Raw genomic sequence first — 20,971 nt, 5'->3', positions numbered from 1 at the left:
TGTGTCCTTCCTGGAAGTCCTCTTGCGGGGGTCGTGCGGGCCGGTGCGGGGTCATGCGGGGGTGGCCGCGCCGGGGCCGTGCGGGGTGCTGCCGTCCGTGAGCAGGGCGGTGATGAGCTGTTTGAGCCAGGCCCGGGCGGCCTCGACGTCCTTGTCCAGCAGCAGCTGGACGGTGACGCCGTCGTACGCGGCGACCACCGCGTGCGCGGCGCCGTCCACGTCGCCGAGCACGGCGGGCAGTTCGGTGTTGCCGCGGGCCCGGAAGAGCCGGTCGGCGACCGCCTCGCGGAGCCGGGCGCGGTGGTCGAGGAGGGCCCGGGCGGTCTCGGGGTCGCGGGCGGCGTGCACCAGGAAGTCGGTCTTGACCAGCAGCCAGTCCACGTCGAGCAGCAGTACCTCGGTGACACGGTCGACGGCCGTCGGCACGTCGAGTCCGGGCCCGTCCTGGGAGAGCGCCTCGGTCACCTGGGAGGCGATGAGCTCGGCGCGCTCCTGGTAGAGCGCGAAGAACAGCTCGTCCAGCGTGGCGAAGTTCGAGTAGAAGGCGCCACGGCTGAAGCCCGCCGCCTCGCAGACCTCCTCGATGGAGACGCGCCCGAAGCCCTTGGCGGCGAACACCTCGAACGCGGCCTGCAGCAGCCTGGCCCGGGTGCGGACCCGGCGCCGGGTGACGCGCTTGGCCGTCTCCTCCATGGCAGCAGCCACCTCCGAAGTTCGATACATGAACGTATCGGATACACCGGTGTATCGAAAGGGGCGTGACGCAGCCGGATGCCCTCAGGCAAGCACAAGGGAACATGCTTTCGATTAAGGAGTACGCTGGGTTCATGTCCACGCAACTCCAGGGCTCCCTGTTCGACCAGACCGACGAGCCGCGGCTCGGACCGCTGGACGGGCTGCGCCGGACCGAGCTGGGCGCCGGCGCCTGGATCGACGTCCTGCCGGGCTGGCTGAGCGGGGCCGACGCCCTGTTCGAGAAACTGGCGGCGGACGTGCCATGGCGCGCGGAGCGCCGCAAGATGTACGACAACGTGGTGGCCGTGCCGCGCCTGCTGGCCTTCTACGCGGCGCACGACCCGCTCCCCCATCCGGTGCTGGACGAGGCCCGTGACGCCGTGTCCCGGCACTACGCCGAGGAGCTGGGCGAGCCGTTCACGACCGCCGGGCTGTGCTTCTACCGGGACGGCCGGGACAGCGTGGCCTGGCACGGGGACCGGATCGGGCGGGGTGCCCGCGAGGACACCATGGTCGCGATTCTCTCGGTGGGCGCGCCCCGGGACCTGCTGCTGCGTCCGGTGGGCGGCGGCGGTACGACGCTGCGGCGGCCGCTCGGTCACGGCGACCTGATCGTGATGGGCGGCTCCTGCCAGCGGACCTGGGAGCACTGCGTGCCGAAGACCGCCCGGGCCGCGGGGCCGCGCATCAGCATCCAGTTCCGGCCGCACGGCGTGCAGTGACGCGCCCCGCCGGTGCGGGGCACCGGCACATCTGGTTGGCTGTCCCGGACGGTCAGCCGCACAGGGTTCGGGGAGATCATGCGGGCAGAGGTACACCAAGTCGCCGACGGCATCCATCTGGTGCACGGCAACCACGTCAACTGGGTGATCCTGAAGGACGGGGACGCCGTCACCCTGGTGGACACCGGCTATCCGGGAGACCGCCAGGGAGTCCTCGAATCCCTCGCCGAGGTGGGCAGTTCACCGGAGGCGGTCGCCGCCGTGCTGATCACCCACGCGCACAACGACCATCTGGGCTCGGCCGAGTACCTGCGCGCCACCCATGGCACCCCCGTGTATCTGCACCCGGCCGAAGTGCCGCACGCGCGACGGGACTTCCTGCAGCAGGCCGCCATCGGCGACGTGGTGCGCAACGCCTGGCGGCCGGGCGTCCTTCCCTGGGCGGCCCATGTGATCCGCGTCGGCGGCACCGACCACAACCCCGTCACCGCTCCCGAGCCGTTCCCCGGCGAGGGGCCGCTGGACCTGCCCGGCCGCCCCGTGCCCGTGCACACCCCGGGCCACACCGGCGGCCACTGCGTCTACCACCTCCCCGACGCGGGCATCGTCATCTCCGGCGACGCCCTGGTCAGCGGCCATGCGACCTCGCGGGTCAAGGGGCCGCAGATCCTGCTCGACTTCTTCCACCACGAGCGGGCCGGGGTCGTGGCCTCCCTGGAGACGATCGGCGCGCTGGACGGCGACACCCTGCTGCCGGGCCACGGGCCGGTCCACCGGGGTTCGGTGCGCGCGGCGGCCGAGCAGGCCCGGGACCGGGCCTCCTAGAACACCCGCACGGGGCCTTAGGGTTCGTGCCATGGCCTTGCAGATCAGCGCCACGAACCCGGAGCACCCCGCGCTCCTGCTCGCCCTGCCCTGGGACGTGCCCCTGGAGGAGTGGCCCGAGGAGTACCTCGTGCCGCTCCCCAGGGGCATCTCCCGGCACGTCGTGCGGTACGCGCACGCCGGCGACGAGGTGATCGCCGTCAAGGAGCTCGCCGAGCGCCCCGCACTGCGCGAGTACCAGCTGCTGCGCGACCTGGACCGGCTCGGCATCCCCGCCGTCGACCCCCTCGCCGTGGTCACCGGCCGCACCGACCGCTCGGGCGCCCCGCTGGAGCCGGTGCTGATCACCCGGCATCTGCGCGGCTCGATGCCGTACCGCTCGATGTTCGAGACGACCATGCGCCCGGCGACCATGCACCGGCTGATGGACGCCCTCGCCGTGCTGCTGGTCCGGCTGCACCTGGCCGGGTTCGCCTGGGGCGACTGCTCGCTGTCCAACACCCTGTTCCGGCGGGACGCGGGCGCCTACGCCGCCTATCTGGTCGACGCCGAGACCGGCGACCTGCACCCGCGGCTGAGCCCCGGGCAGCGGGAGTACGACCTTGATCTGGCCCGGGTGAACATCAGCGGGGAGCTGCTGGACCTGGAGGCGTCCGGTGCGCTGCACCCGTCCGTGGACCCGGTGGAGTTCGGGCACGAGATCTGCACCCGGTACCAGGGCCTGTGGCAGGAGCTGACCCGCACCTCGGTGTACCCGGCGGGCAAGTACCACTACATCGAACGCCGGATCCGCCGGCTGAACGACCTCGGTTTCGACGTGGCCGAGATGCAGATCGAGCACTCCTCGAACGGCGACACGGTCACCTTCGTGCCGAAGGTCGTCGACGCCGGACACCACCAACGGCAGCTGTTGCGGCTGACCGGCCTGGACACGGAGGAGAACCAGGCGCGGCGGCTGCTGAACGACCTGGAGAGCTGGATGGCCACCCAGGACGACTACGCCCCGGGCGACCCCCTCGCCGCCCGCCCGGAGGTGCTGGCCCACCGCTGGGTGCGGGACGTGTTCCGGCCCACCGTGCGGGCCGTACCGCTTCAGCTGCGTGGCTCGATGGACCCGGCCGAGATCTACCACGAACTCCTCGAACACCGCTGGTACCTGTCCGAGCGCGCCCAGCACGACATAGGCCTCGACACGGCCGTCAAGGACTACATCGAGAACGTCCTGCCCACGGCGCGGGCCGGCCTGGAGCCGACCGAGGCCGAGTAGCTCACTCGTGCGGGACCACGGCGACCGGGCACTCGGCGTGGTGCAGCATCCCGTGCGCGACCGAGCCGATCCGGGCGCCCACGGCCGTACGGTGCGCCCGGCGCCCGACGACCATCAGCTGGGCCCGGCCGGCCACCGACAGCAGCACCTGGCCCGCGCTGCCCATCTCGACCTGCTCGGCCACGGGCACCTCGGGGAACCGCTCCCGCCACGGCCCGAGCGCCTCCGTCAGGGCCTGCTTCTCGTAGGGTTCGAGGCCGCCCGCGTCGTCGAGGAGCTTGAGCGAGCCGGGGCTGTAGGCGAAGACCGGTGGCAGGGTCCACGCCCGGACGGCCCGGACGGCCGCGCCGCGGGCCGCCGCCGTCTCGAACGCGAACCGCAGGGCGGCCGCGCTGTCCTCCGGGTTGCCGTGCTGGCCGACGACGACGTCCCGCCCGGCGGCCTCGGCCGCCGGCCGGTCCCCGGCGCGCACCAGGACCACCGGCCGGGTCGCCTCGGCGATCACCTGCTGGCCGACCGAGCCCAGCAGGAAACCGAGGACGGGCCCCTGCCCGCGCGAGCCCAGCACCAGCATCTGCGCGTCCGCCGCGGCACGGGCCAGCGCGTGCACGGGCTCGCCCTCGACCACGTCGACGCCCACGTCCAGCTCCGGATGCCGCTCGGCGACGGCCCGCACGGCCTCCGCCACCCCTTCCGACACCCATCCGCGCTGGGTGTTCCGGTCGGCGGTGGGGAGCGACTCGGCGTACCGCCAGGCGTGCACCACGCGCAGCGGCAGCCCACGGCGTACGGCCTCCCGGCCCGCCCAGTCCAGCGCGGCCAGGCTCTCCTCGGTGCCGTCCACACCTGCCGTGATCGGGCGTGTCATGCGCGGGCCTCCTCGTCGTCGCCGCTCTCGTGGTGCTGGTGCCCACTATCGGTCACGGTCGCGCACGCGCACGACGACCTCCTCCACGAGCCGTCGGCGGTCCCCGGGCCGGTCTGCGCGCACTGCCCGACGTATCCCAGGGCGAGCCGGCGGGATCGAACATACGATGGCTGCGAACCGGTGCGGTGGTCCCCACGACCCCGAGCCGTGGAACCGACGCCCGGGGTGGGGAGACGTATGGCACAGGCCGCCGACGCAGCGCGGACCGTCATCCTGACCGTGGACGACGACCCGGGGGTCTCCCGTGCCGTCGCCCGCGATCTGCGGCGGCGCTACGGCGAGTCGTACCGGATCGTGCGCGCGGAGTCCGGCGAGTCCGCGCTCCAGGCCCTGCGCGAGCTGAAGCTGCGCGGCGACCTGGTGGCGGTGATCCTGGCCGACTACCGCATGCCGCAGATGAACGGCATCGAGTTCCTGGAACTGGCGCTGGACGTGTACCCGGGTGCGCGCCGGGTGCTGCTGACCGCGTACGCGGACACCAACGCGGCGATCGACGCGATCAACGTGGTCGATCTGGACCACTATCTGCTCAAGCCCTGGGACCCGCCGGAGGAGAAGCTCTACCCGGTCCTGGACGACTTGCTGCAGGCCTGGCGCACCAGCGCCTACCGGCCCGTGCCCAGCACCAAGGTCGTCGGGCACCGCTGGTCGGCGCGATCGTCGGACGTGCGCGAGTTCCTCGCCCGCAACCAGGTGCCGTACCGCTGGTACTCCGTGGAGGAACCCGAGGGGCAGCGGCTGCTCGCGGCCGCCGGGCAGGACGGGCGGCGGCTGCCGCTGGTGATCACGCCGGACGGCACCACGCTGGTCGAGCCCGAGGCGCCGGAACTGGCCGCGCGAGTGGGACTGGCGACCATGCCGACGGCCGACTTCTACGACCTGATCGTGATCGGCGGCGGGCCGGCCGGGCTCGGTGCGGCCGTGTACGGAGCCTCCGAGGGGCTCAGGACCGTGCTGGTGGAGCGGTCGGCGACCGGCGGGCAGGCCGGGCAGAGCTCCCGGATCGAGAACTACCTGGGCTTCCCCGACGGTGTCTCCGGCGCCCAGCTCACCGACCGGGCGCGTCGGCAGGCGGCCAAGTTCGGCGCGGAGATCCTCACCACCCGCGAGGTGACCGGACTGGAGGTCAACGGCGCCGCCCGGGTCGTACGGTTCGCGGACGGCACGGCGATCGCCGCGCACAGCGTGATCCTCGCGACCGGCGTCCAGTACCGGCAGCTGGAGGCCGTCGGCTGCGTGGACCTGACCGGCTGCGGGGTGTTCTACGGTTCGGCGCTGACCGAGGCCGCCTCCTGCCAGGGGCAGGACATCTACATCGTCGGCGGCGCCAACTCGGCGGGCCAGGCCGCGATGTATCTCTCCCGGGGCGCGAAGTCGGTGACCCTGCTGGTGCGCGGACCCGACCTGTCGGCCTCCATGTCGCACTACCTGATCCAGCAGATCAACGAGGCGCCGAACATCTCGGTGCGCCCGCACACCGTGGTGGACGCGGCGCACGGCGCGGACCGCCTGGAGCAGCTGACGCTGCGTGACACCGTGACCGGGGAGACCGAACGGGTCGACGCGCACTGGATGTTCGTGTTCATCGGCGCCGCCCCGCTGACCGACTGGCTGGGCGACGCGGTGCTGCGCGACGAGCGCGGGTTCATCCTGGCCGGGCCCGATCTGACCGCCGACGGGCGGCCGCCGGCCGGCTGGGAGCTGGACCGGCCGCCGTACCACCTCGAGACCAGCGTGCCCGGCGTGTTCGTGGCGGGTGACGCCCGTGCCGAGTCCGCCAAGCGGGTCGCGTCCGCCGTCGGCGAGGGGGCCATGGCCGTGATGCTCGTCCACCGGTATCTGGAACAGTCATGAACGATCTGGAGCAGTCATGAGCGGGCAGATCATGCCGTGCAATCCCAAGGAGATCGGCTCGCTGTTCCTCTTCGAGAAGCTGAGTCCCGAACAGTTGGGCCGGTTGTGCGCCGAGGGGCGGATCGAGCTGTTCCAGCCCGGCCCGGTGTACACCGAAGGCGACCCGGCCACCTGCTTCTTCGTGATGATCGAGGGGACGGCGGTGCTCTCCCGCCGGGTCGGTGGCGACGATGTGGAGGTCAGCCGCACCTCGCAGCGCGGGGTGTACGCGGGCGCGATGCAGGCCTATCTCGGCGACCGGGTGCGGCAGGCCTACAACAACTCGATGCGGGTGACGGAACCGTCGCGGTTCTTCGTGCTGCCGGCGGACATCTTCGCGGACGTCATGACCGAGTGGTTCCCGATGGCCGTGCATCTGCTGGAGGGCCTGTTCTTCGGGGCGAAGCGCACCCAGGCGGCGGTCGGGCAGCAGGAGCGGCTGCTGGCGCTGGGTTCGCTGTCGGCGGGGCTCACGCACGAGCTGAACAACCCCGCCGCGGCGGCCGTACGGGCGACGGCCACGCTCCGCGAACGGGTGGCGAAGATGCGCCGCAAGCTCGCCGTGATCGCCGAAGGCCCCTTCTCCCGTGACGTGTTGGCGAGCCTGATCGAGATCCAGGAGCGCACCGCCGAACGGGTCGCCAAGGCCCCCGTGCTCAGTCCGATGGAGACCGCCGACCGGGAGGACCTGCTCAGCGACTGGCTGGACGACCACGGCATCGACTCCGGCTGGCAGGTGGCGCCCACCTTCGTGCAGGCCGGCCTCGACGTCGACTGGCTGGAGCAGGTAGCGGCGGCCGTGGACGAGGAGATCCTGGCCGGTGCGATCGGCTGGCTCAACTACACCATCGAGACCGAACTGTTGATGAACGAGATCGAGGACTCCACCACCCGGGTCTCGCATCTCGTCGACGCGGCCAAGCAGTACTCGCAGCTGGACCGGGCGCCCTACCGCGTGGTGGACGTGCACGAACTCCTCGACAGCACCCTGCTGATGCTGTCCGGCAAGATCGGCCCCGGTGTCGAGGTCGTGAAGGAGTACGACCGCACGCTCCCGCCGGTGCCCGCCTATCCGGCGGAGCTGAACCAGGTGTGGACCAACCTGATCGACAACGCGGTGTCGGCCATCAACAGCGCCGGCGGCACGGGCAGGTTGACCGTGCGGACCGCGCTCGACCACGAGCGGCTGCTGGTGGAGTTCCAGGACACCGGGCCCGGTGTCCCGCCCGAGATCAAGGACCGGATCTTCGACCCGTTCTTCACCACCAAACCGGTCGGCGAGGGAACCGGGCTGGGCCTGGACATCTCCTGGCGGATCGTCGTCAACAAGCACCACGGCAGCCTGCGCGTGGAGTCGGTGCCCGGCGACACCCGCTTCCAGGTGCTGCTGCCGCTGACCGCCGAGACGCCGGCGGAGGAAGTGGAGGAAATCGCATGACCACTGTCGACGGAGTCGACCCGGGCGTCCCGCCCAGCGGTCCGGGATGCGTGGAGTGCGAGGAGGCCGGCGGCTGGTGGTTCCATCTGCGCCGGTGCGCGCAGTGCGGGCACATCGGCTGCTGCGACGACTCCCCCGCGAAGCATGCCACCGCGCATTACCACGCCACGGGGCATCCGGTGATCCGGAGCTTCGAGCCGGGCGAGGAGTGGTTCTGGGACTACGCGACGGACGAGATGTACGCCTCGGGTCCGCAGCTGGCCCCGCCCGTCAGTCACCCCGCCGAACAGCCGGTGCCGGGTCCTGCCGGGCGGGTGCCGGAGAACTGGGCGGAGATGCTGCGGGGTTGAGTGCCCCCGCCCCCTCCGGGCGTTCCAGTCGGGCACGGTGAGCCGGCCGGAGCGCCGGTGAGCGGGGGCAGTCGAGGCTGCCGGGGTCGACGGCGTCGGCCAGCGCCCGCATGCCGTTGTCGTCGGGGTGGAGGTGGTCACCGCCGTCGAGGAACGGCAGCAGCCGTGCGGAGTCGTGGGGGCCGCGCAGGGCGCGGTCGAAGTCGCTGACCGCGTCGAACACCCCGCTGGTGCGGATGAACCGGTTCACTTCCCGGCGTACGGCCTCGGCGGCCGGGTCCCATTCGGGCCAGCCTTCGAAGGGGCCGATGGTCGCGGCGACCACGCACTTCCCCGCCGCGTGCACCCGCTCGGCGATCTTCCGGTACCCGGCGATCAGGTCCTGCGCGGTGACGCCGGTGTGCGCCTTGAGGTCGTTCACGCCCTCGAAGAGGAAGACGGTGCGCACTCCGGGCAGGGACAGCACGTCCCGGTCCAGCCGGTGCAGCGCGCTCTGCCCGGCGCCGTCGGCGAGCACCTGGTTGCCCGAGACGCCTTCGTCGGCGACGCCCCGGACGGCCGCGCGGGCGGTGTTCAGGCGCCGCGCCAGGTAGTCGGGCCAGCGGCGGTCCAGGTCCACGGTGGAGTGCCAGCCGTCGGTGAGGGAGTCGCCGAGCGCGACCACGGCCGCGCCGGCGCCGCGGGACGGACGTACGGACACGGCGTCGAGGTACCACCAGGATCCGGTGGTCTGCGTCCAGTCGGTCGCGCTCTCCTCGGCGGTGTGGTCGCCCTGGCCGGTGTAGGAGGTCTGCATCGCCAGCCCGTGACCGGTCGCCGGTCCTGCCGCGGCCGGGGTGTGCAGGCTGACCACCAGATCGGTGCCGGGGCGCAGCCGGCCTGACCGCGGATCGCTCCAGGCGGTGGCACCGGCCGGGACGACGACCGTACGGGCGCCGCCGAAGGTCAGCCGGCGGTTGCTGCCCGGCCGCAGGGCGGCTCCCTCGCCGCGCACTCCGGCGTAGACGCCGTCCACGGTCAGCGGCCGGTCACCGAAGGCGTTGCTCAGGCGGACGCGCAGATCGTCGCCGCCGACGCTGGTGCGCACGATCATCCGGTAGTCCTGTCCGGCGGTGCCCTCGCCCAGGCGGTCGGCGCTCGCCGCCCAGGTGACGACCCCTGAGGCATGCTCGGCGGACGCGGGCAGAGCGGCCGCCCGGCCGGGCGCGGACTGGCAGACGACGGCCATGAGCAGGACGGCGGCGACGCGGCGGACGCGTCCGAACCGGCCGGTCATCGCGCGAGGTCCCGGAGTGCGACGGACGGACCGGGTCGCATGCGGACCGTCCGGGACGGGCCTGCGTATCCCACGCAGGTCATGGTCCCGCCGCCGCCGCGGATGCGCACCTCGGTGGGTTTCCGGTCCGGCCGGTGCAGGTCGGCGACGGTGGGTGGTCTCGCCGGAGGTGGGTGGCCGGGGACATCGGGGGCATGCGCGCCTCCGGCGGGAGGCGGTTCGCGCGCACCCCGGACATGCGGATGCCCCGCGCGAGGCGGGGCATCCGGTGCTGCTGCGGCCGCGTCAGTGACGGGCGGCCGGCGTGTTGGCGGCGGTGACGTTGACCGCGGCCCACGCCTTGTCCACCGTCTTGTACTCGGTGCTGTTCGCGCCGTACAGGTCCTTGGCCGCCTTCAGCGTCGCGACGCGCGCGTCGTGGAAGGAGGTCGTGGAGACCATGTAGCGGGTGAGCGCACGGTAGAAGATCGCGGTGGCCTTGGTGCGGCCGATGCCCGTGACCGTGGAGTTGTCGTAGGTCGGCGAGTAGTACTTGACCCCGTTGATCGTCTTGCTGCCGCTGCCCTCCGCCAGGAGGTAGTAGGCGTGCGAGGAGACACCGGAACCGGCGTGCACCTCGGTGTAGTAGGTGTCCGGCGACCAGTAGTCGATCGTGCCCTCGAGCTTGTCGAGCGACGGGTGGTCGAGACGGCGCAGGAACTTCTGCGCGAGGCCCAGCTTCTCGCCGATCAGGTAGTCCGGCGTGTCGTTCTTGTTGTTGCTGAAGAACTCGACGTTGGAGCCGAAGATATCCGCGAGCGACTCGTTCAGCGCACCGGGCTCACCGTACTGGTTGCCGTCGGAGTCGACGTACGTCGGCGCCAGCTTCGCGGTCGCGTCCACCACACCGTGGGTCAGCTCGTGGCCGGTGACGTCGAGGACGACGAGCGGCTTCTTGAAGGTCTGGCCGTCGCCGTCGCCGTACAGCATGCAGTTGCAGGTCGGGTCCCAGAAGGCGTTGGCGACCTTCTTGCCCCAGTGGACCATGCCCTGGGCGGCCTTGCTGTTGTTGGCTATGCCCTTGCGGCCGAAGGTCTTCTTGTAGAAGTCCAGGGTCTGGGTGATGCCGTACTGGGCGTCGGCGGCGGCGCTGGCACGGTTGCTGGTCGTGCCGTTGCCCCACACGTTGGTCGTGCTGGTGAACTTCGCGCCGGCGCTGAACTTCTCCGTGTACGAGCCCTTGGCGTCCCGCGTCTCGGTGCCGTACCGGCTCGGGTCCTTGAGCTGGTAGTGGCCGCGCGAGGTCGCCGTGGTGGTCAGGCCGACGCTGCCCACGAAGAGGGTCTTGCCGGTGCCCTTGGCGGCCGACGGGTAGGTCGTGGCGCCCGAGGAGACGGAACCGAGCAGGCCGGCCTCCGGGGAGGCGGAGCCGGTGCCGGCGGCCGGGTCGATGGTCTCGCCGTGCTTGCGCAGGCTCTCCAGCAGCTTCGGCGAGAGGAACTCGTCGCTGTCGGGCGTGTTGCTGCGCACCTTGCCGGTGACGGCGTCGATGACGACGGTGTTGGTGCTGTTCTGGTCGGTGACGGTCACCTGGTAGGCGAGGGCGGAGGAGCCGCCGCGCGCGTCGACGACCAGTTGGGCGGTGCCCGCGTCGCCCTTGGCGGCCTGGGCGGCCTTGGCGGCGGCCTGGTCCGCGGTGAGCTTGGCCTCGGTGGTGGCCGGCTCGACGGCGTGACCGGCGGCGCGGGTCACGCCGGTGTACGCCAGCTTGTGGTCGAGGTGGACGATGAGGTCGCCGCCGAGCACGGGCATGCCGTCGTGCGTGCGGACGAACCGGACGTGCCGGGCGCCCTCGGGGTCGATCATCACGTCCTGCGCGTGCAGTTCGTCGCCCTGGGAGACGCCGGTCGCCGTGGCGTGGGCGAAGGCCGCGGTGCGCGCCGCCTCAACCACCGCCGTGGCGTTCGTGGTGGCGGACGCCGAGGACCGCTCCACCCCCGTGGAGGGACCCGCGAAAGCCGTACCGGCCAGGCCCGTGGCAGCGGTCGTCACCGCGATGGCGACGGCAACGCTGCGTATGTGCGGTCTACGCAAGGATCAGGGTTCCTTCGTTCGAAGGCAGCGGGGATCACCAACCGCCTTGAGACATGACGCCGTTCGCGTCACGGGGGCTGGTCGGGCCCCAAGGCGTAACCCTTACGGATCAGTCATGTCCACGTAAAGGCGGAATGATCGATTTCGCAACCTTCTATGGCAATCCTTTACGAATGCGCGCCATAGAGTGATCACTGCCTGACCAACTGTGTGTCGGCTGTGGAGACGTGCGCTGAATCCCCTAGGTTCCGAAGCCGGAATGTGACCGATGTCGCATCACGCCTCGTACCGGTTCGTATCGCTGAAAGGGGGTGACGGATGGTCACGGCAACGGTGGGGCGAGGCGCGGTCCTCGGAGCCGTCGCGCTGTCGCTCCTCGCGCTCCCGGCGCGGGCCGCGACGGGAGAGCCGGCCGCCCGGGCGGCCGCGAGCCCTCGGGCGGCCCTGCCGGCACCCGACACCGCCGGCCTCACCGCGGTGGTGCGGTCCGCGGTGGGCCGGGGCGCGCCGGGCGCCCTGGCCCGCATCGACGACCACGGCCGGACGTACGAGGCGACGAGCGGAGTCGCCGACCGGAGCACGCGACGGGCCATCAGCGCCGCCGACCGCTTCCGTGTCGGCAGCGTCACCAAGACCTTCTCGGCCGTCGTCCTGCTCCAGCTCGCCGACGAACACCGGCTGGACCTCGACGCGCCGGTCAACCGCTATCTGCCCAAGCTGCTGCCGGACGACCGCATCACGGTCCGCCAGCTGCTCGGTCATCGCAGCGGCCTGTACGACTACACCGACGGCCTGTTCGCCGACAGCGTGTCCGGCTTCGAGGCGGTGCGGAACAAGGTCTTCACCTACCGTCAGCTGGTCGGCCTCGCCCTGAAGAAGCCCCGCACCAACGCACCGGGCGCCGCGTACTCCTACTCCAACACCAATTTCGTGGTGGCGGGCATGCTCATCGAGAAGCTCACCCGGCACTCGGTGCGGACCGAGTACGAGGACCGCGTCTTCAAGCCGCTGCGGCTGCGGGACACCTTCTACGTGCATCCCGCGACGGGCATCCCGGGCCGGTACGCCCGCGGATACCTCACCCCGGACAAGGTCGGCGACCCGCTGGTGGACTCCACCGAGCAGACGGTGTCATGGGCGCAGAGCGCGGGAGCGATCATCTCCAGTGCGCGGGATCTGGACGCGTTCTACAGCGCGCTGCTCGGGGGCAGGCTGCTGTCCTCGGCACGGTTGGCGGAGATGGAACGCTTCACTCCGGTCAACGGCACGACGGCGTACGGGCTGGGGCTGCGGCGGCGTGATCTGCCGTGCGGGATCTCCGTGTACGGGCACACGGGGGTGGTGCAGGGGTACTCCACGTACGCCTTCGCCACGAAGGACGGCAGGCGGAGTCTCACGGCCGTCGCCAACACGTCCAACAACGGGAAAGTTTCGGACGCGTTGGCCGGGGCGTTGGATTCGGCGTTCTGCGGGAGGAAGGCGGCGAAGGGGTAGGGACCGGCGTCCGCTCACCGTTCGGGCGGCTGCGACAGGGCGCGCTTGGCGTGTCTGGTCCGCTCGTCGGTGAGGACCTCGATCCGGTCGTTCACCAGGGCTTCCATGGTCTGCTCCGCCACGTCGGCCGCGCTGGTCTTCGGCGCGTCGGTGAAGTCGCCGAGCCGTCAACGACCACTGGGCTGCCTTGCAGGCGGCACACCCGGGGCAGTCCGGCCGCGAGCCCGGGAGACGGCCGACCAGGTGTGGACCAGGGCACCACCACCGTTGTGTCCCTCGTGCCTCCTCCCGGCCGGCTACCCGGAGTTCTTCAGCCCTTGGAGGAGCTCCTCGGTCGTGGTGATGCGGTGCGCGTAGGTCGGCCCGTTGAGTTCATGGGCGGCGTGCATCATCTCGGGCTTGAAGGCCGCGGTGGCGTCACGGACCAGTGTCACGTGGTAGCCCAGCTCCATGGCGAAGCGGGCGGTGGCCTCGATGCAGGTGTTGGCCAGCAGGCCGACGACCACCACGTGGGTGATGCCGTGCTGCTTGAGCAGCAGGTCCAGGTCGGTGTTGGCGAACCCGCTCGACCCCCAGTGCTCGTGGGCGATGACGTCACCCGGTCGCGGCTGGAAGTCGGGGTGGAACTCCCCGCCCCAGGAACCCCTGGCGAAGTGGTGCGCCTCCTGGATCTTGCGCTGCGTGGGGTTCGGGTGGTCCCAGCCGTCGTAGTCGCCCGGCTCCCAGCGCCGGTGCGGTACGAAGAAGATCCGCAGGTCGCTCTCCCGGCCGGCGGCGACGACGGCGCGCAGATGGTCGAGGAGCCCGACCTCAAGAGCCACGTGCCGTACCGCGGGCCAGACCTTCCCGTTCTCGGAGAGGAAGTCGTTGTAGGGGTCGACCAGGAGGATCGCGGTGCGGGCGAGGTCATAGGTTCCGGGCATGATGGTCCTCACCGGTTGCGGAGGGATTCCTGAGGCGGGGTCATGTCGCCGGGCCGGCCTCCGCCCGTGCAGCCCATGCTCCGCCGCGCCATCAGACCCCGCAAATCGGGCCCCGGCCGTGCGGTCGCGCCCGGTCGTTCGCGTGGTGGAGCACGCACTTTCCGTGATCTTGGCGGAACGACACCCTCCGGGACACCATGCCCCGCATGAAGGGTGATCTCTTTTCCAGTGCGCATGTGGTGCAGCCGGCCGTGGAGCCGGGCATGTCCGTCGAGAACGCCAAGTGCATCAGGTACGCGGTGAACGGTGAGATGTACGCCCGCCAGGGCGCCATGGTCGCCTATCGCGGCAGCCTCAAGTTCGAGCGCAAGGGCCAGGGCGTCGGCGGCATGCTGAAGCGTGCCGTCACCGGTGAGGGGCTGCCTCTCATGGCGGTGCGCGGACAGGGCGAGGCCTGGTTCGCGCACGAGGCGCAGAACTGTTTCATCGTCGAGGTCGAGCCCGGCGACCGGTTCACGGTCAACGGCCGCAACGTGCTGTGTTTCGACGCCTCGCTGTCCTACGACATCAGGACGGTGAAGGGGTCGGGCATCGCCGGCGGCGGCCTGTTCAACAGCGTGTTCAGCGGGCAGGGCCGGCTCGGTCTGGTGTGCGAGGGCAACCCGCTGGTCATCCCGGTCTCCGCGCAGTCCCCGGTGTACGTCGACACGGACGCTGCGGTCGGCTGGACCGCGCATCTGGAGACCTCGCTGCACCGCTCCCAGTCCATCGGCTCGATGCTGCGCGGCGGTTCCGGTGAAGCCGTACAGCTGATGCTCCAGGGTGAGGGCTTCGTCGTGGTGCGCCCGAGCGAGCTGACCCCGCAGAAGGCCCAGCAGCACTGAACCTTCACAGGGTGATCCACATCGCACGGGCAACCCCCGTCGCCGTACCCGCGTCTTGATCGGCAACAGACCGACATGCCCCGGTCCCCTCGGCCGGGGTGATTTTCCGAGACCCTATACACGCGATGTATACACGTCGTGTATAGAAAGGTACGCATGTACGGCAAGGCATTCGCCCCGGAGTACCAGGGCGCCCTGACCACCCTGTCCGTGAACTCCTCGCTCGTCGATGTGCTGGCGGAGGGCACCGAGAAGCTGCGCGAGGCCGAGCGGTCCGGGTGCCCCGCCGAGGCGGCCCGCTGCGGGCTCGCCGTCGCCGAGGCGCACCGTCGGCTCGGCCACACGGCGGAGGCGGACCGGGCCTGGAAGGCGAGTTACCGCGCCGCCCGCGCGGCCGGCGACACCGCCGCGATGGCGTGGGCGCTGTGGAGCGGCGGCACCCTCGCCCGGCAGCGTGGGGCCTTCCCGCTGGCCTGGCGGCTGCTGGGGCTCGCGGCCGAACTCGGCGAGCGGGGCGGCGATATCGTTGTCCGCGGCTACTCGCTGGCCGGTCTCGCGGAGACCGGGCGCATCCAGGGCGACTACGCGGCCGTCGGCCGGCTGCACGAGCAGCTGCTGGCCGAGGCGCGCCGGCGCGGGGAGGCCCGGCACACGGTGTGGGCGCTGGAGGGCATCGCACAGATGCACCGCAACACCGGCGACCTCGACCGGGCGTACGCGCTGTTCGAGGAGGCCGCGCAGATAGCCGAGCGGGCGGAGGACCGGCGGGGGCACGCCTGGGCGCTGCGCGGACTCGCCGACATCCTCTCGGTGCGCGACAAGGACACCGAAAGGGCACTGGAGCTGCTGTCCCGCGCCGAGGCCTCCTGCCGGGCGATGAACCTGTCCAGTGCGCTCGCCTACAACCACAAGATGCGTGGCAACGTCCTGTACCGGGCCGGGCGATACGGCGAGGCGCGGGATCTGTACGAGCTGGCGCTGGCGGAGTTCCGTGCGATGAGCGAGCCGCGCGGCGAGGCGCTGGCCCGGCTGGGCCTGGTCAAGTCGCTGGCGCAGCTGGGCCGGGACCGGTCCCTGACGGCGGCGGAACTCGCCGATCTGGCAGCGACGTTGGAGCGGAGCGGGCTGAAACACGCCCGGGAGATGGTGGCCCGGGCCCAGGAGGAGTTCGGTCTCGACGCGGAGGGTGCCCGGTGACCGCCGTACAGGCTCCGCCTTCGGCTCCAGAAGTCCTCGGTCGTTGCCGGGGGTTGGTGCAGCCGGCGCTTCGGGAGGCGGTCGGGCGGCTGCATCCGTGGGTGGCCGAGATGGCCGGGTACTCCTTCGGCTGGTGCGAGGTCGGCGGGGCGCCCGCCGCCGCTCCGGGCGGCAAGGGTGTACGGCAGGCGCTTTCGGTGCTCGGCGCCGAGGCGGCCGGCGCCGACGGAGCTGCCGGCGTGCCGGCCGCGGTCGCGGTGGAGCTGGTGCACACCTTCTCGCTGCTGCACGACGACATCATGGACGGCGACGCGACCCGGCGCCGCCGCCCCGCCGTGTGGAAGGCGTACGGCACCGGCCCGGCGGTACTGGCCGGGGACGCCCTGTTCGCGCTGGCGGTGGAGACCCTCGCGACCGCGCCGCAGGGCGCCGGCACCGTACGGCTGCTGTCGGCGGCCCTCGCCGACCTGGTGCGTGGGCAGGCCGACGACCTGCTGTTCGCCACCCGGCCCTGGACCGGGCCGGAGCGGGTCACGGCCGATGAGTACCGGTCGATGGCGGAGGGGAAGACCGGCGCCCTGCTGGGCTGCGCCGCCGCGCTGGGCGCCGTGCTCGGCGGGGCGGGCGAGGCCACGGCCGACGCGCTGGACCGGGCCGGACGGCATCTCGGCATCGCCTTCCAGCTGGTCGACGACGTGCTGGGCATCTGGGGCGACCCGGCCGTCACCGGCAAGCCCGTGGGCGGCGATCTGCGGCAGCGCAAGAAGACGTACCCGGTGCTGGCCGCACTCGATTCCCCGGCGGCCCGCGGGTTGCCCGAGCTCCTCGACGCACCGGGGCGGGAGGCGGAGGCCGCCGCACTGATCGACGCGGCGGGCGGCCGGACGGCGGCACTCACCCAGGCCCGTGCACACACGGCCACCGCCCGGGCACTCCTCTCGGCCGCACCACTGGCCACCGAAGCGGCCGGACAACTCGTCCAGCTCCTCGATCACCTGGCGGGCCGTCAGCTGTGATCACTGCCGGCCGGTGAATCCGTGTTGACCTCGACGGTCCAGGCGGGTCAGGGTGCGATCGGCGCGGCCCTCACCCCCGCGCCGGAAGGGTGAAGCACCTTGATCGGCATCACGGAGATCGAAGCCGCTGCGGAGCGGATCGCCGGACACGTCGTGCGGACGCCGACCGTGCCGAGTCCGGGTCTGACCGAGCTGCTCGGCGTCCCGGTCACCGCCAAGCTCGAACTGCTGCAGCGCACCGGCTCGTTCAAGGCGCGCGGGGCGACGGCGAAGCTGCTGTCGCTGAGCGCGGCCGAGCGGGCGGCGGGCGTGGTCGCCGTCAGCGGCGGCAACCATGGGATCGCCCTCGCGGTGATGGCCGCGGCCCTCGATGTGAAGGCGACCGTGGTCATGCCCCGTACCGCGCCCGAGCGTTCCGTCGCCCTCGCCGGGCAGGCGGGCGCCCAGGTGCGGCTGACCGACGGCATGGACAGCGCCTTCGCGCTGGTGACACGGCTCAGGGACGAGGGGCTGACCCTGGTCCACCCGTTCGACGACCCGATGGTGATCGCCGGGCAGGGCACGGTCGGGCTGGAGTTGGCCGAGGACGCGGCGGACGGCCCAACGGACGTCCTGGTCAGCATCGGCGGCGGTGGGCTGATCGCCGGGGTCGCCGCGGCACTCGCCGCCAGGCGCCCCGGGGTCCGCGTCTGGGGTGTGGAGACCGAGGGCGCCGAGGCCATGTCGGGCGCGCTGAAGGCCGGCGGACCGGTGCCGGTGCCCCTGTCGTCGCTGGTCACCACGCTCAGCGCGCCCTCTGTGTCCCAGCTGACGTACGAGCATGTGTCGGCGCTGGTGGAGGAGGTGCTGGTGGTGCCGGACCGGGACGCGGTGCGGGGCTCGCTGGACCTGGCCGAGCACGCCAAGGTGTGGGCCGAGCCGGCGGCGGGCTGTCTGCTGCCGGCGGTCCGCCAGGTCGTGGCCCGGGTCGGCGACGGCGCCCGGATCGGACTCGTGGTGTGCGGCGGAAATTCGACACCCCGGGAACTGACCGGCTGGGCCGAGCGGTTCGGGCTGCTGTGAGCCAGGGGCGCACCCGGGTATTTACCCTCGGTTACCCGCAGGTCGAACGCCCCCCGAGTGCGACCATCCCAAACTCGCAAGCCCTTTCGAAGAATTGAATGAAAGGCAGGAACGGCACCGGACTCGCGGATTCTTTGAACACACCCCCGCACGCCCCGCGTACCTCTGTGAGACACGCAACAGGGTTTCAGCGAGGGATGACCATGACCAAGGCGCACGTCTCCGCACACCAGTTGGTCGCCGGACGGTACCGGCTCCTGGAGGTCTTCGCCCGCGAGACGAACCGCCTGTGGTGGTACGCCGAGGACGTGCCGGCGGAGCAGCCCCGGCTGGTGGCCCAGACCACCCTGCCGGAACCCTCCGCCGACGACACCGCGCGCCGGGTCACGGCCCGGGTCGTCCGGACCTCCGAGACCATGCGGCTGCTGTGCCCCGGCCAGGTCGCCACGGTCGTGGACGCCGTGGTGGAGGCCGGCATCCTGTGGACGGTCACCGAGTGGATCGACGGCACGTCTCTCGTCGAACTCCTCGATCGCGAGGGCGCGTTCAATGTCGCTCGGGCGGCCCGGATCGGCGTGGAACTGCTCGATGTGCTGCAGGCCGCGCACGAGGAGGGCATCACCCACGGCGAGTTGAGTCCCGGCCAGGTCTTCGTGCGCGACAGCGGGCCGGTCGTCGTCACCGGGTTCGGGCTGGCCGGCGCGACGCTGGTGCCACGGCTCACGGCACCGTCGTACGCCTCGCCCGAGCAGGCCCGCGACGAGCGGATCGGACCGGCCGCCGACCTGTGGGCGCTGGGGGCGCTGCTGTACACGATGGCGGAGGGCCGGCCGCCGTTCCGCGACCGCGGCCGGCCCGACGCCACCCTGAAGGCCGTGGACCGGCTGCCGCTGCGCACCCCGCTGCGCACGGGCCCGCTCACCCAGGCCGTGCAGGGGCTGCTGCGGAAGAACTCGCGGGAGCGGCTGACCCGGCCGGTGGTCCGGGAGGCCCTGGTCCGGACCCTGGACGAGGACGCCGACGCCGACCGGGAGCCGGCCCCCATGCCCCGGCTGCGCGCCGCGTACGCGGGTGTCCGCCTCGCCGGGCGGGAGCGGGGCAGAGGGCTGCTGGCGGCCGGTACCGCGCTGGCCGTGGTCACCGTGGCGGCCGCCGTCCTGGCCGCGACCCACGAGTCGCCGGGCGTCGGCAACGCGCAGGCACCGGCCCAGCCCACCATCTCGGCCGGCCGGCGCACCGCGGGCACCGCGCCCTCCTCACCGGCCCCGGCGCCGAGCGCCTCGGCCGCCCTGCCGTCCGGCTTCCACCGCTACACCGCCCCGGAGGGCTTCTCCGTCGCCCTGCCGGACGGCTGGCAGCGGCTGACCACCACCCGCGTCACCGGCGCCTACCGCGTCATCTTCGGCCGGGGCGGCACCTCCCCCACCCTCGCCGTCACGCACAGCGAACACGTCGGCCCGGATCCCGTGGCCGTCTGGCGGGACGACGTCGAGCCCGGACTTGAGCGGCTCCCCGGCTACCAGGGCGTCGGCACCGTCCGGGCCACCACGTACCAGGGGTACCGGGCCGCCGATCTGGAGTGGCTGGCGGGGACGGGGGACGCGCGGGTGCACACCTTCGGGCGGGGCTTTCTGACGGGCGGCGGCGACAGCTTCTCGCTGCGCTTCACGACCCCCGCCGCGACCTGGGGCGACGCCGCGAACCGGCTGGCGCTGAGGACGTTCCTGCAGACGTTCCGGGTGCCGCAGCACTGACCGGCACCCGTGGCTCGTTTTCGAGCCGCCTCCCCGGGGACTCGCCACGTATGGTGCAAATCGGATACACGATGATGACCGAGCAGGCAGGCCCCCGGGACCTCGTGGACCACGTCGTCCGGGCCGAGGAGACCGGGTTCGACTTCTCGGTGATCTCCGACCACTACTTTCCGTGGCTGCCCTCGCAGGGCCACTCCCCGTACGCGTGGAGCGTGCTCGGGGCCGCCGCCCAGGCCACCTCGCGGATTCCGCTGATGACCTATGTGACCTGCCCCATCCTCCGCTACCACCCGGCGATCGTGGCGCAGCAGGCGGCCACCGTGCAGTTGCTGTCCCAGGGCAGGTTCCGGCTCGGGCTGGGCGCCGGCGAGAACCTGAACGAGCATGTGGTGGGCGGCGGCTGGCCCCCGGTGGACGTGCGCCACGAGATGCTCGAGGAGGCCGTGGGGATCATTCGCGCCCTGTTCGAGGGCGGCCACGTCACCCACCACGGGCCGCACTACGACGTGGAGTCGGCCCGGCTGTGGGATCTGCCGGACCAGCCCCCGCCGATCGGCATCGCCGTCTCCGGCGACCAGTCCTGCGCACTCGCCGGGCACCTCGCCGACCTGGTCATCGCGACCGAACCGAAACCGGGACTGCTGGAGGCCTTCGACCGGCACGGCGGCAGCGGCAAACCCCGGGTCGGCCAGCTGCCGGTGTGCTACGACCCCGACCGGGACACGGCGGTCAAGCGCGCCCACTCCCAGTTCCGCTGGTTCGGGCTCGGCTGGAAGGTGAACGCCGAACTGCCGCACCCCGACTCCTTCGAGTCCGCGACGCGGTTCGTGGACGAGGACGACGTCGCCGCCTCCATCCCGTGCGGCGACGACCCGGACGCCTTCGTGGCGGCCGTACGGCCGTACGCCGAGGCCGGGTTCGGGGAGATCGCGCTCGTGCAGATCGGCGGCGACGCGCAGGCGGAGTATCTGGACTGGTCGGCGAAGACGCTGCTGCCCGCGCTGCGGGAGGCCTTCGGCTGACGCGCGCGGACCGCGCCGTAACGGGTCCGCCCAACATGGCCAATGCGTCCATATAGGCTTTCCTGGCTGCGCCCGCTCCCGGGCGCGGTCCCTTGAGCATTCTTGCAGGAGA

Annotated in this window: 18 protein-coding genes; 13 read left to right on the top strand and 5 right to left on the bottom strand. The window is 72.0% G+C overall.

Features of this window, described 5'->3' with window-relative positions; translation table 11 throughout:
- Positions 1 to 51: 51 nt before the first annotated feature.
- Positions 52 to 723, bottom strand: a complete 672-nt coding sequence (locus ACZ5NH_RS38410) for a TetR/AcrR family transcriptional regulator (protein ID WP_451557370.1) — start codon at positions 721 to 723, stop codon at positions 52 to 54.
- A 104-nt stretch (positions 724 to 827) separates the two neighbouring features.
- Here ACZ5NH_RS38410 and ACZ5NH_RS38405 point away from each other — a divergent pair, with 104 nt between their 5' ends.
- From ACZ5NH_RS38405 to ACZ5NH_RS38395, 3 genes are all read left to right on the top strand, one after another.
- Positions 828 to 1,457, top strand: a complete 630-nt coding sequence (locus ACZ5NH_RS38405) for an alpha-ketoglutarate-dependent dioxygenase AlkB (protein ID WP_468782060.1) — start codon at positions 828 to 830, stop codon at positions 1,455 to 1,457.
- A 78-nt stretch (positions 1,458 to 1,535) separates the two neighbouring features.
- Positions 1,536 to 2,282: an MBL fold metallo-hydrolase gene (locus tag ACZ5NH_RS38400; protein WP_388634372.1), complete on the top strand. Its 747-nt coding sequence runs from the start codon at positions 1,536 to 1,538 to the stop codon at positions 2,280 to 2,282.
- A gap of 31 nt (positions 2,283 to 2,313) precedes the next feature.
- On the top strand, positions 2,314 to 3,549 hold the full coding sequence (locus ACZ5NH_RS38395) for a DUF4032 domain-containing protein (RefSeq protein WP_388634369.1): 1,236 nt from the start codon (positions 2,314 to 2,316) through the stop codon (positions 3,547 to 3,549).
- 1 nt (position 3,550) lies between these two features.
- Here ACZ5NH_RS38395 and ACZ5NH_RS38390 read toward each other — a convergent pair whose 3' ends face one another.
- Positions 3,551 to 4,417, bottom strand: a complete 867-nt coding sequence (locus ACZ5NH_RS38390) for a universal stress protein (RefSeq protein ID WP_468782058.1) — start codon at positions 4,415 to 4,417, stop codon at positions 3,551 to 3,553.
- Between the two features lie 237 nt (positions 4,418 to 4,654).
- On the opposite strand from ACZ5NH_RS38390, the gene ACZ5NH_RS38385 reads away from it, so the two are divergent.
- Genes ACZ5NH_RS38385 through ACZ5NH_RS38375 form a run of 3 tightly spaced genes read left to right on the top strand, consistent with a single transcriptional unit; the run spans position 4,655 to position 8,158 of the window.
- A complete protein-coding gene (locus ACZ5NH_RS38385; RefSeq protein ID WP_388634364.1) occupies positions 4,655 to 6,331 on the top strand; it encodes an NAD(P)/FAD-dependent oxidoreductase in 1,677 nt (558 codons plus the stop codon).
- Positions 6,332 to 6,347: 16 nt separating this feature from the next.
- Positions 6,348 to 7,808, top strand: coding sequence for an ATP-binding protein (locus tag ACZ5NH_RS38380; RefSeq protein WP_468782056.1), 1,461 nt, complete (start codon positions 6,348 to 6,350; stop codon positions 7,806 to 7,808).
- The gene (locus ACZ5NH_RS38375; protein WP_468782054.1) at positions 7,805 to 8,158 is read left to right on the top strand and encodes a UBP-type zinc finger domain-containing protein; all 354 of its coding nucleotides are present in this window, start codon (positions 7,805 to 7,807) and stop codon (positions 8,156 to 8,158) included. The genes ACZ5NH_RS38380 and ACZ5NH_RS38375 overlap by 4 nt, the downstream gene beginning before the upstream one ends.
- Here ACZ5NH_RS38375 and ACZ5NH_RS38370 read toward each other — a convergent pair.
- Positions 8,079 to 9,434, bottom strand: a complete 1,356-nt coding sequence (locus ACZ5NH_RS38370) for an SGNH/GDSL hydrolase family protein (protein ID WP_468782052.1) — start codon at positions 9,432 to 9,434, stop codon at positions 8,079 to 8,081. The two genes, ACZ5NH_RS38375 and ACZ5NH_RS38370, sit on opposite strands and share 80 nt — an antisense overlap.
- 285 nt (positions 9,435 to 9,719) lie before the next feature.
- On the bottom strand, positions 9,720 to 11,507 hold the full coding sequence (locus tag ACZ5NH_RS38365; protein ID WP_468782050.1) for a M4 family metallopeptidase: 1,788 nt from the start codon (positions 11,505 to 11,507) through the stop codon (positions 9,720 to 9,722).
- 318 nt (positions 11,508 to 11,825) lie between these two features.
- Here ACZ5NH_RS38365 and ACZ5NH_RS38360 point away from each other — a divergent pair, with 318 nt between their 5' ends.
- On the top strand, positions 11,826 to 13,001 hold the full coding sequence (locus ACZ5NH_RS38360) for a serine hydrolase domain-containing protein (RefSeq protein WP_468782048.1): 1,176 nt from the start codon (positions 11,826 to 11,828) through the stop codon (positions 12,999 to 13,001).
- Positions 13,002 to 13,297: 296 nt separating this feature from the next.
- Here the strand turns inward: ACZ5NH_RS38360 and ACZ5NH_RS38355 are convergent, their stop codons facing one another.
- Entirely contained in the window at positions 13,298 to 13,924 is a 627-nt protein-coding gene (locus tag ACZ5NH_RS38355; RefSeq protein WP_468782046.1) for a cysteine hydrolase family protein, read from the bottom strand.
- A gap of 206 nt (positions 13,925 to 14,130) precedes the next feature.
- Here ACZ5NH_RS38355 and ACZ5NH_RS38350 point away from each other — a divergent pair, with 206 nt between their 5' ends.
- The 6 genes from ACZ5NH_RS38350 (at position 14,131) to ACZ5NH_RS38325 (ending at position 20,859) form a co-directional block, all read left to right on the top strand.
- Positions 14,131 to 14,808, top strand: coding sequence for an AIM24 family protein (locus ACZ5NH_RS38350; RefSeq protein WP_451557714.1), 678 nt, complete (start codon positions 14,131 to 14,133; stop codon positions 14,806 to 14,808).
- Positions 14,809 to 14,964: 156 nt separating this feature from the next.
- Positions 14,965 to 16,005, top strand: a complete 1,041-nt coding sequence (locus tag ACZ5NH_RS38345; protein WP_468782044.1) for a tetratricopeptide repeat protein — start codon at positions 14,965 to 14,967, stop codon at positions 16,003 to 16,005.
- Positions 16,002 to 17,021 (top strand): polyprenyl synthetase family protein, encoded by a 1,020-nt coding sequence (locus tag ACZ5NH_RS38340; protein ID WP_468782042.1) that lies wholly within the window; start codon positions 16,002 to 16,004, stop codon positions 17,019 to 17,021. Before ACZ5NH_RS38345 ends, ACZ5NH_RS38340 begins: the two co-directional genes overlap by 4 nt.
- Before the next feature lie 99 nt (positions 17,022 to 17,120).
- Positions 17,121 to 18,083, top strand: a complete 963-nt coding sequence (locus ACZ5NH_RS38335) for a threonine/serine dehydratase (RefSeq protein WP_468782040.1) — start codon at positions 17,121 to 17,123, stop codon at positions 18,081 to 18,083.
- A gap of 197 nt (positions 18,084 to 18,280) precedes the next feature.
- Complete coding sequence (locus ACZ5NH_RS38330; RefSeq protein ID WP_468782038.1) at positions 18,281 to 19,837, top strand: protein kinase domain-containing protein; 1,557 nt, start codon at positions 18,281 to 18,283, stop codon at positions 19,835 to 19,837.
- A 50-nt stretch (positions 19,838 to 19,887) separates the two neighbouring features.
- Positions 19,888 to 20,859, top strand: a complete 972-nt coding sequence (locus ACZ5NH_RS38325; RefSeq protein WP_468782036.1) for an LLM class F420-dependent oxidoreductase — start codon at positions 19,888 to 19,890, stop codon at positions 20,857 to 20,859.
- The last annotated feature ends 112 nt before the right edge of the window (positions 20,860 to 20,971 follow it).

This window comes from Streptomyces sp. NPDC031426, assembly GCF_055581585.1.
Note: the sequence above shows the minus strand (reverse complement) of the source record. Positions and strands in the feature narration are given on the sequence as shown.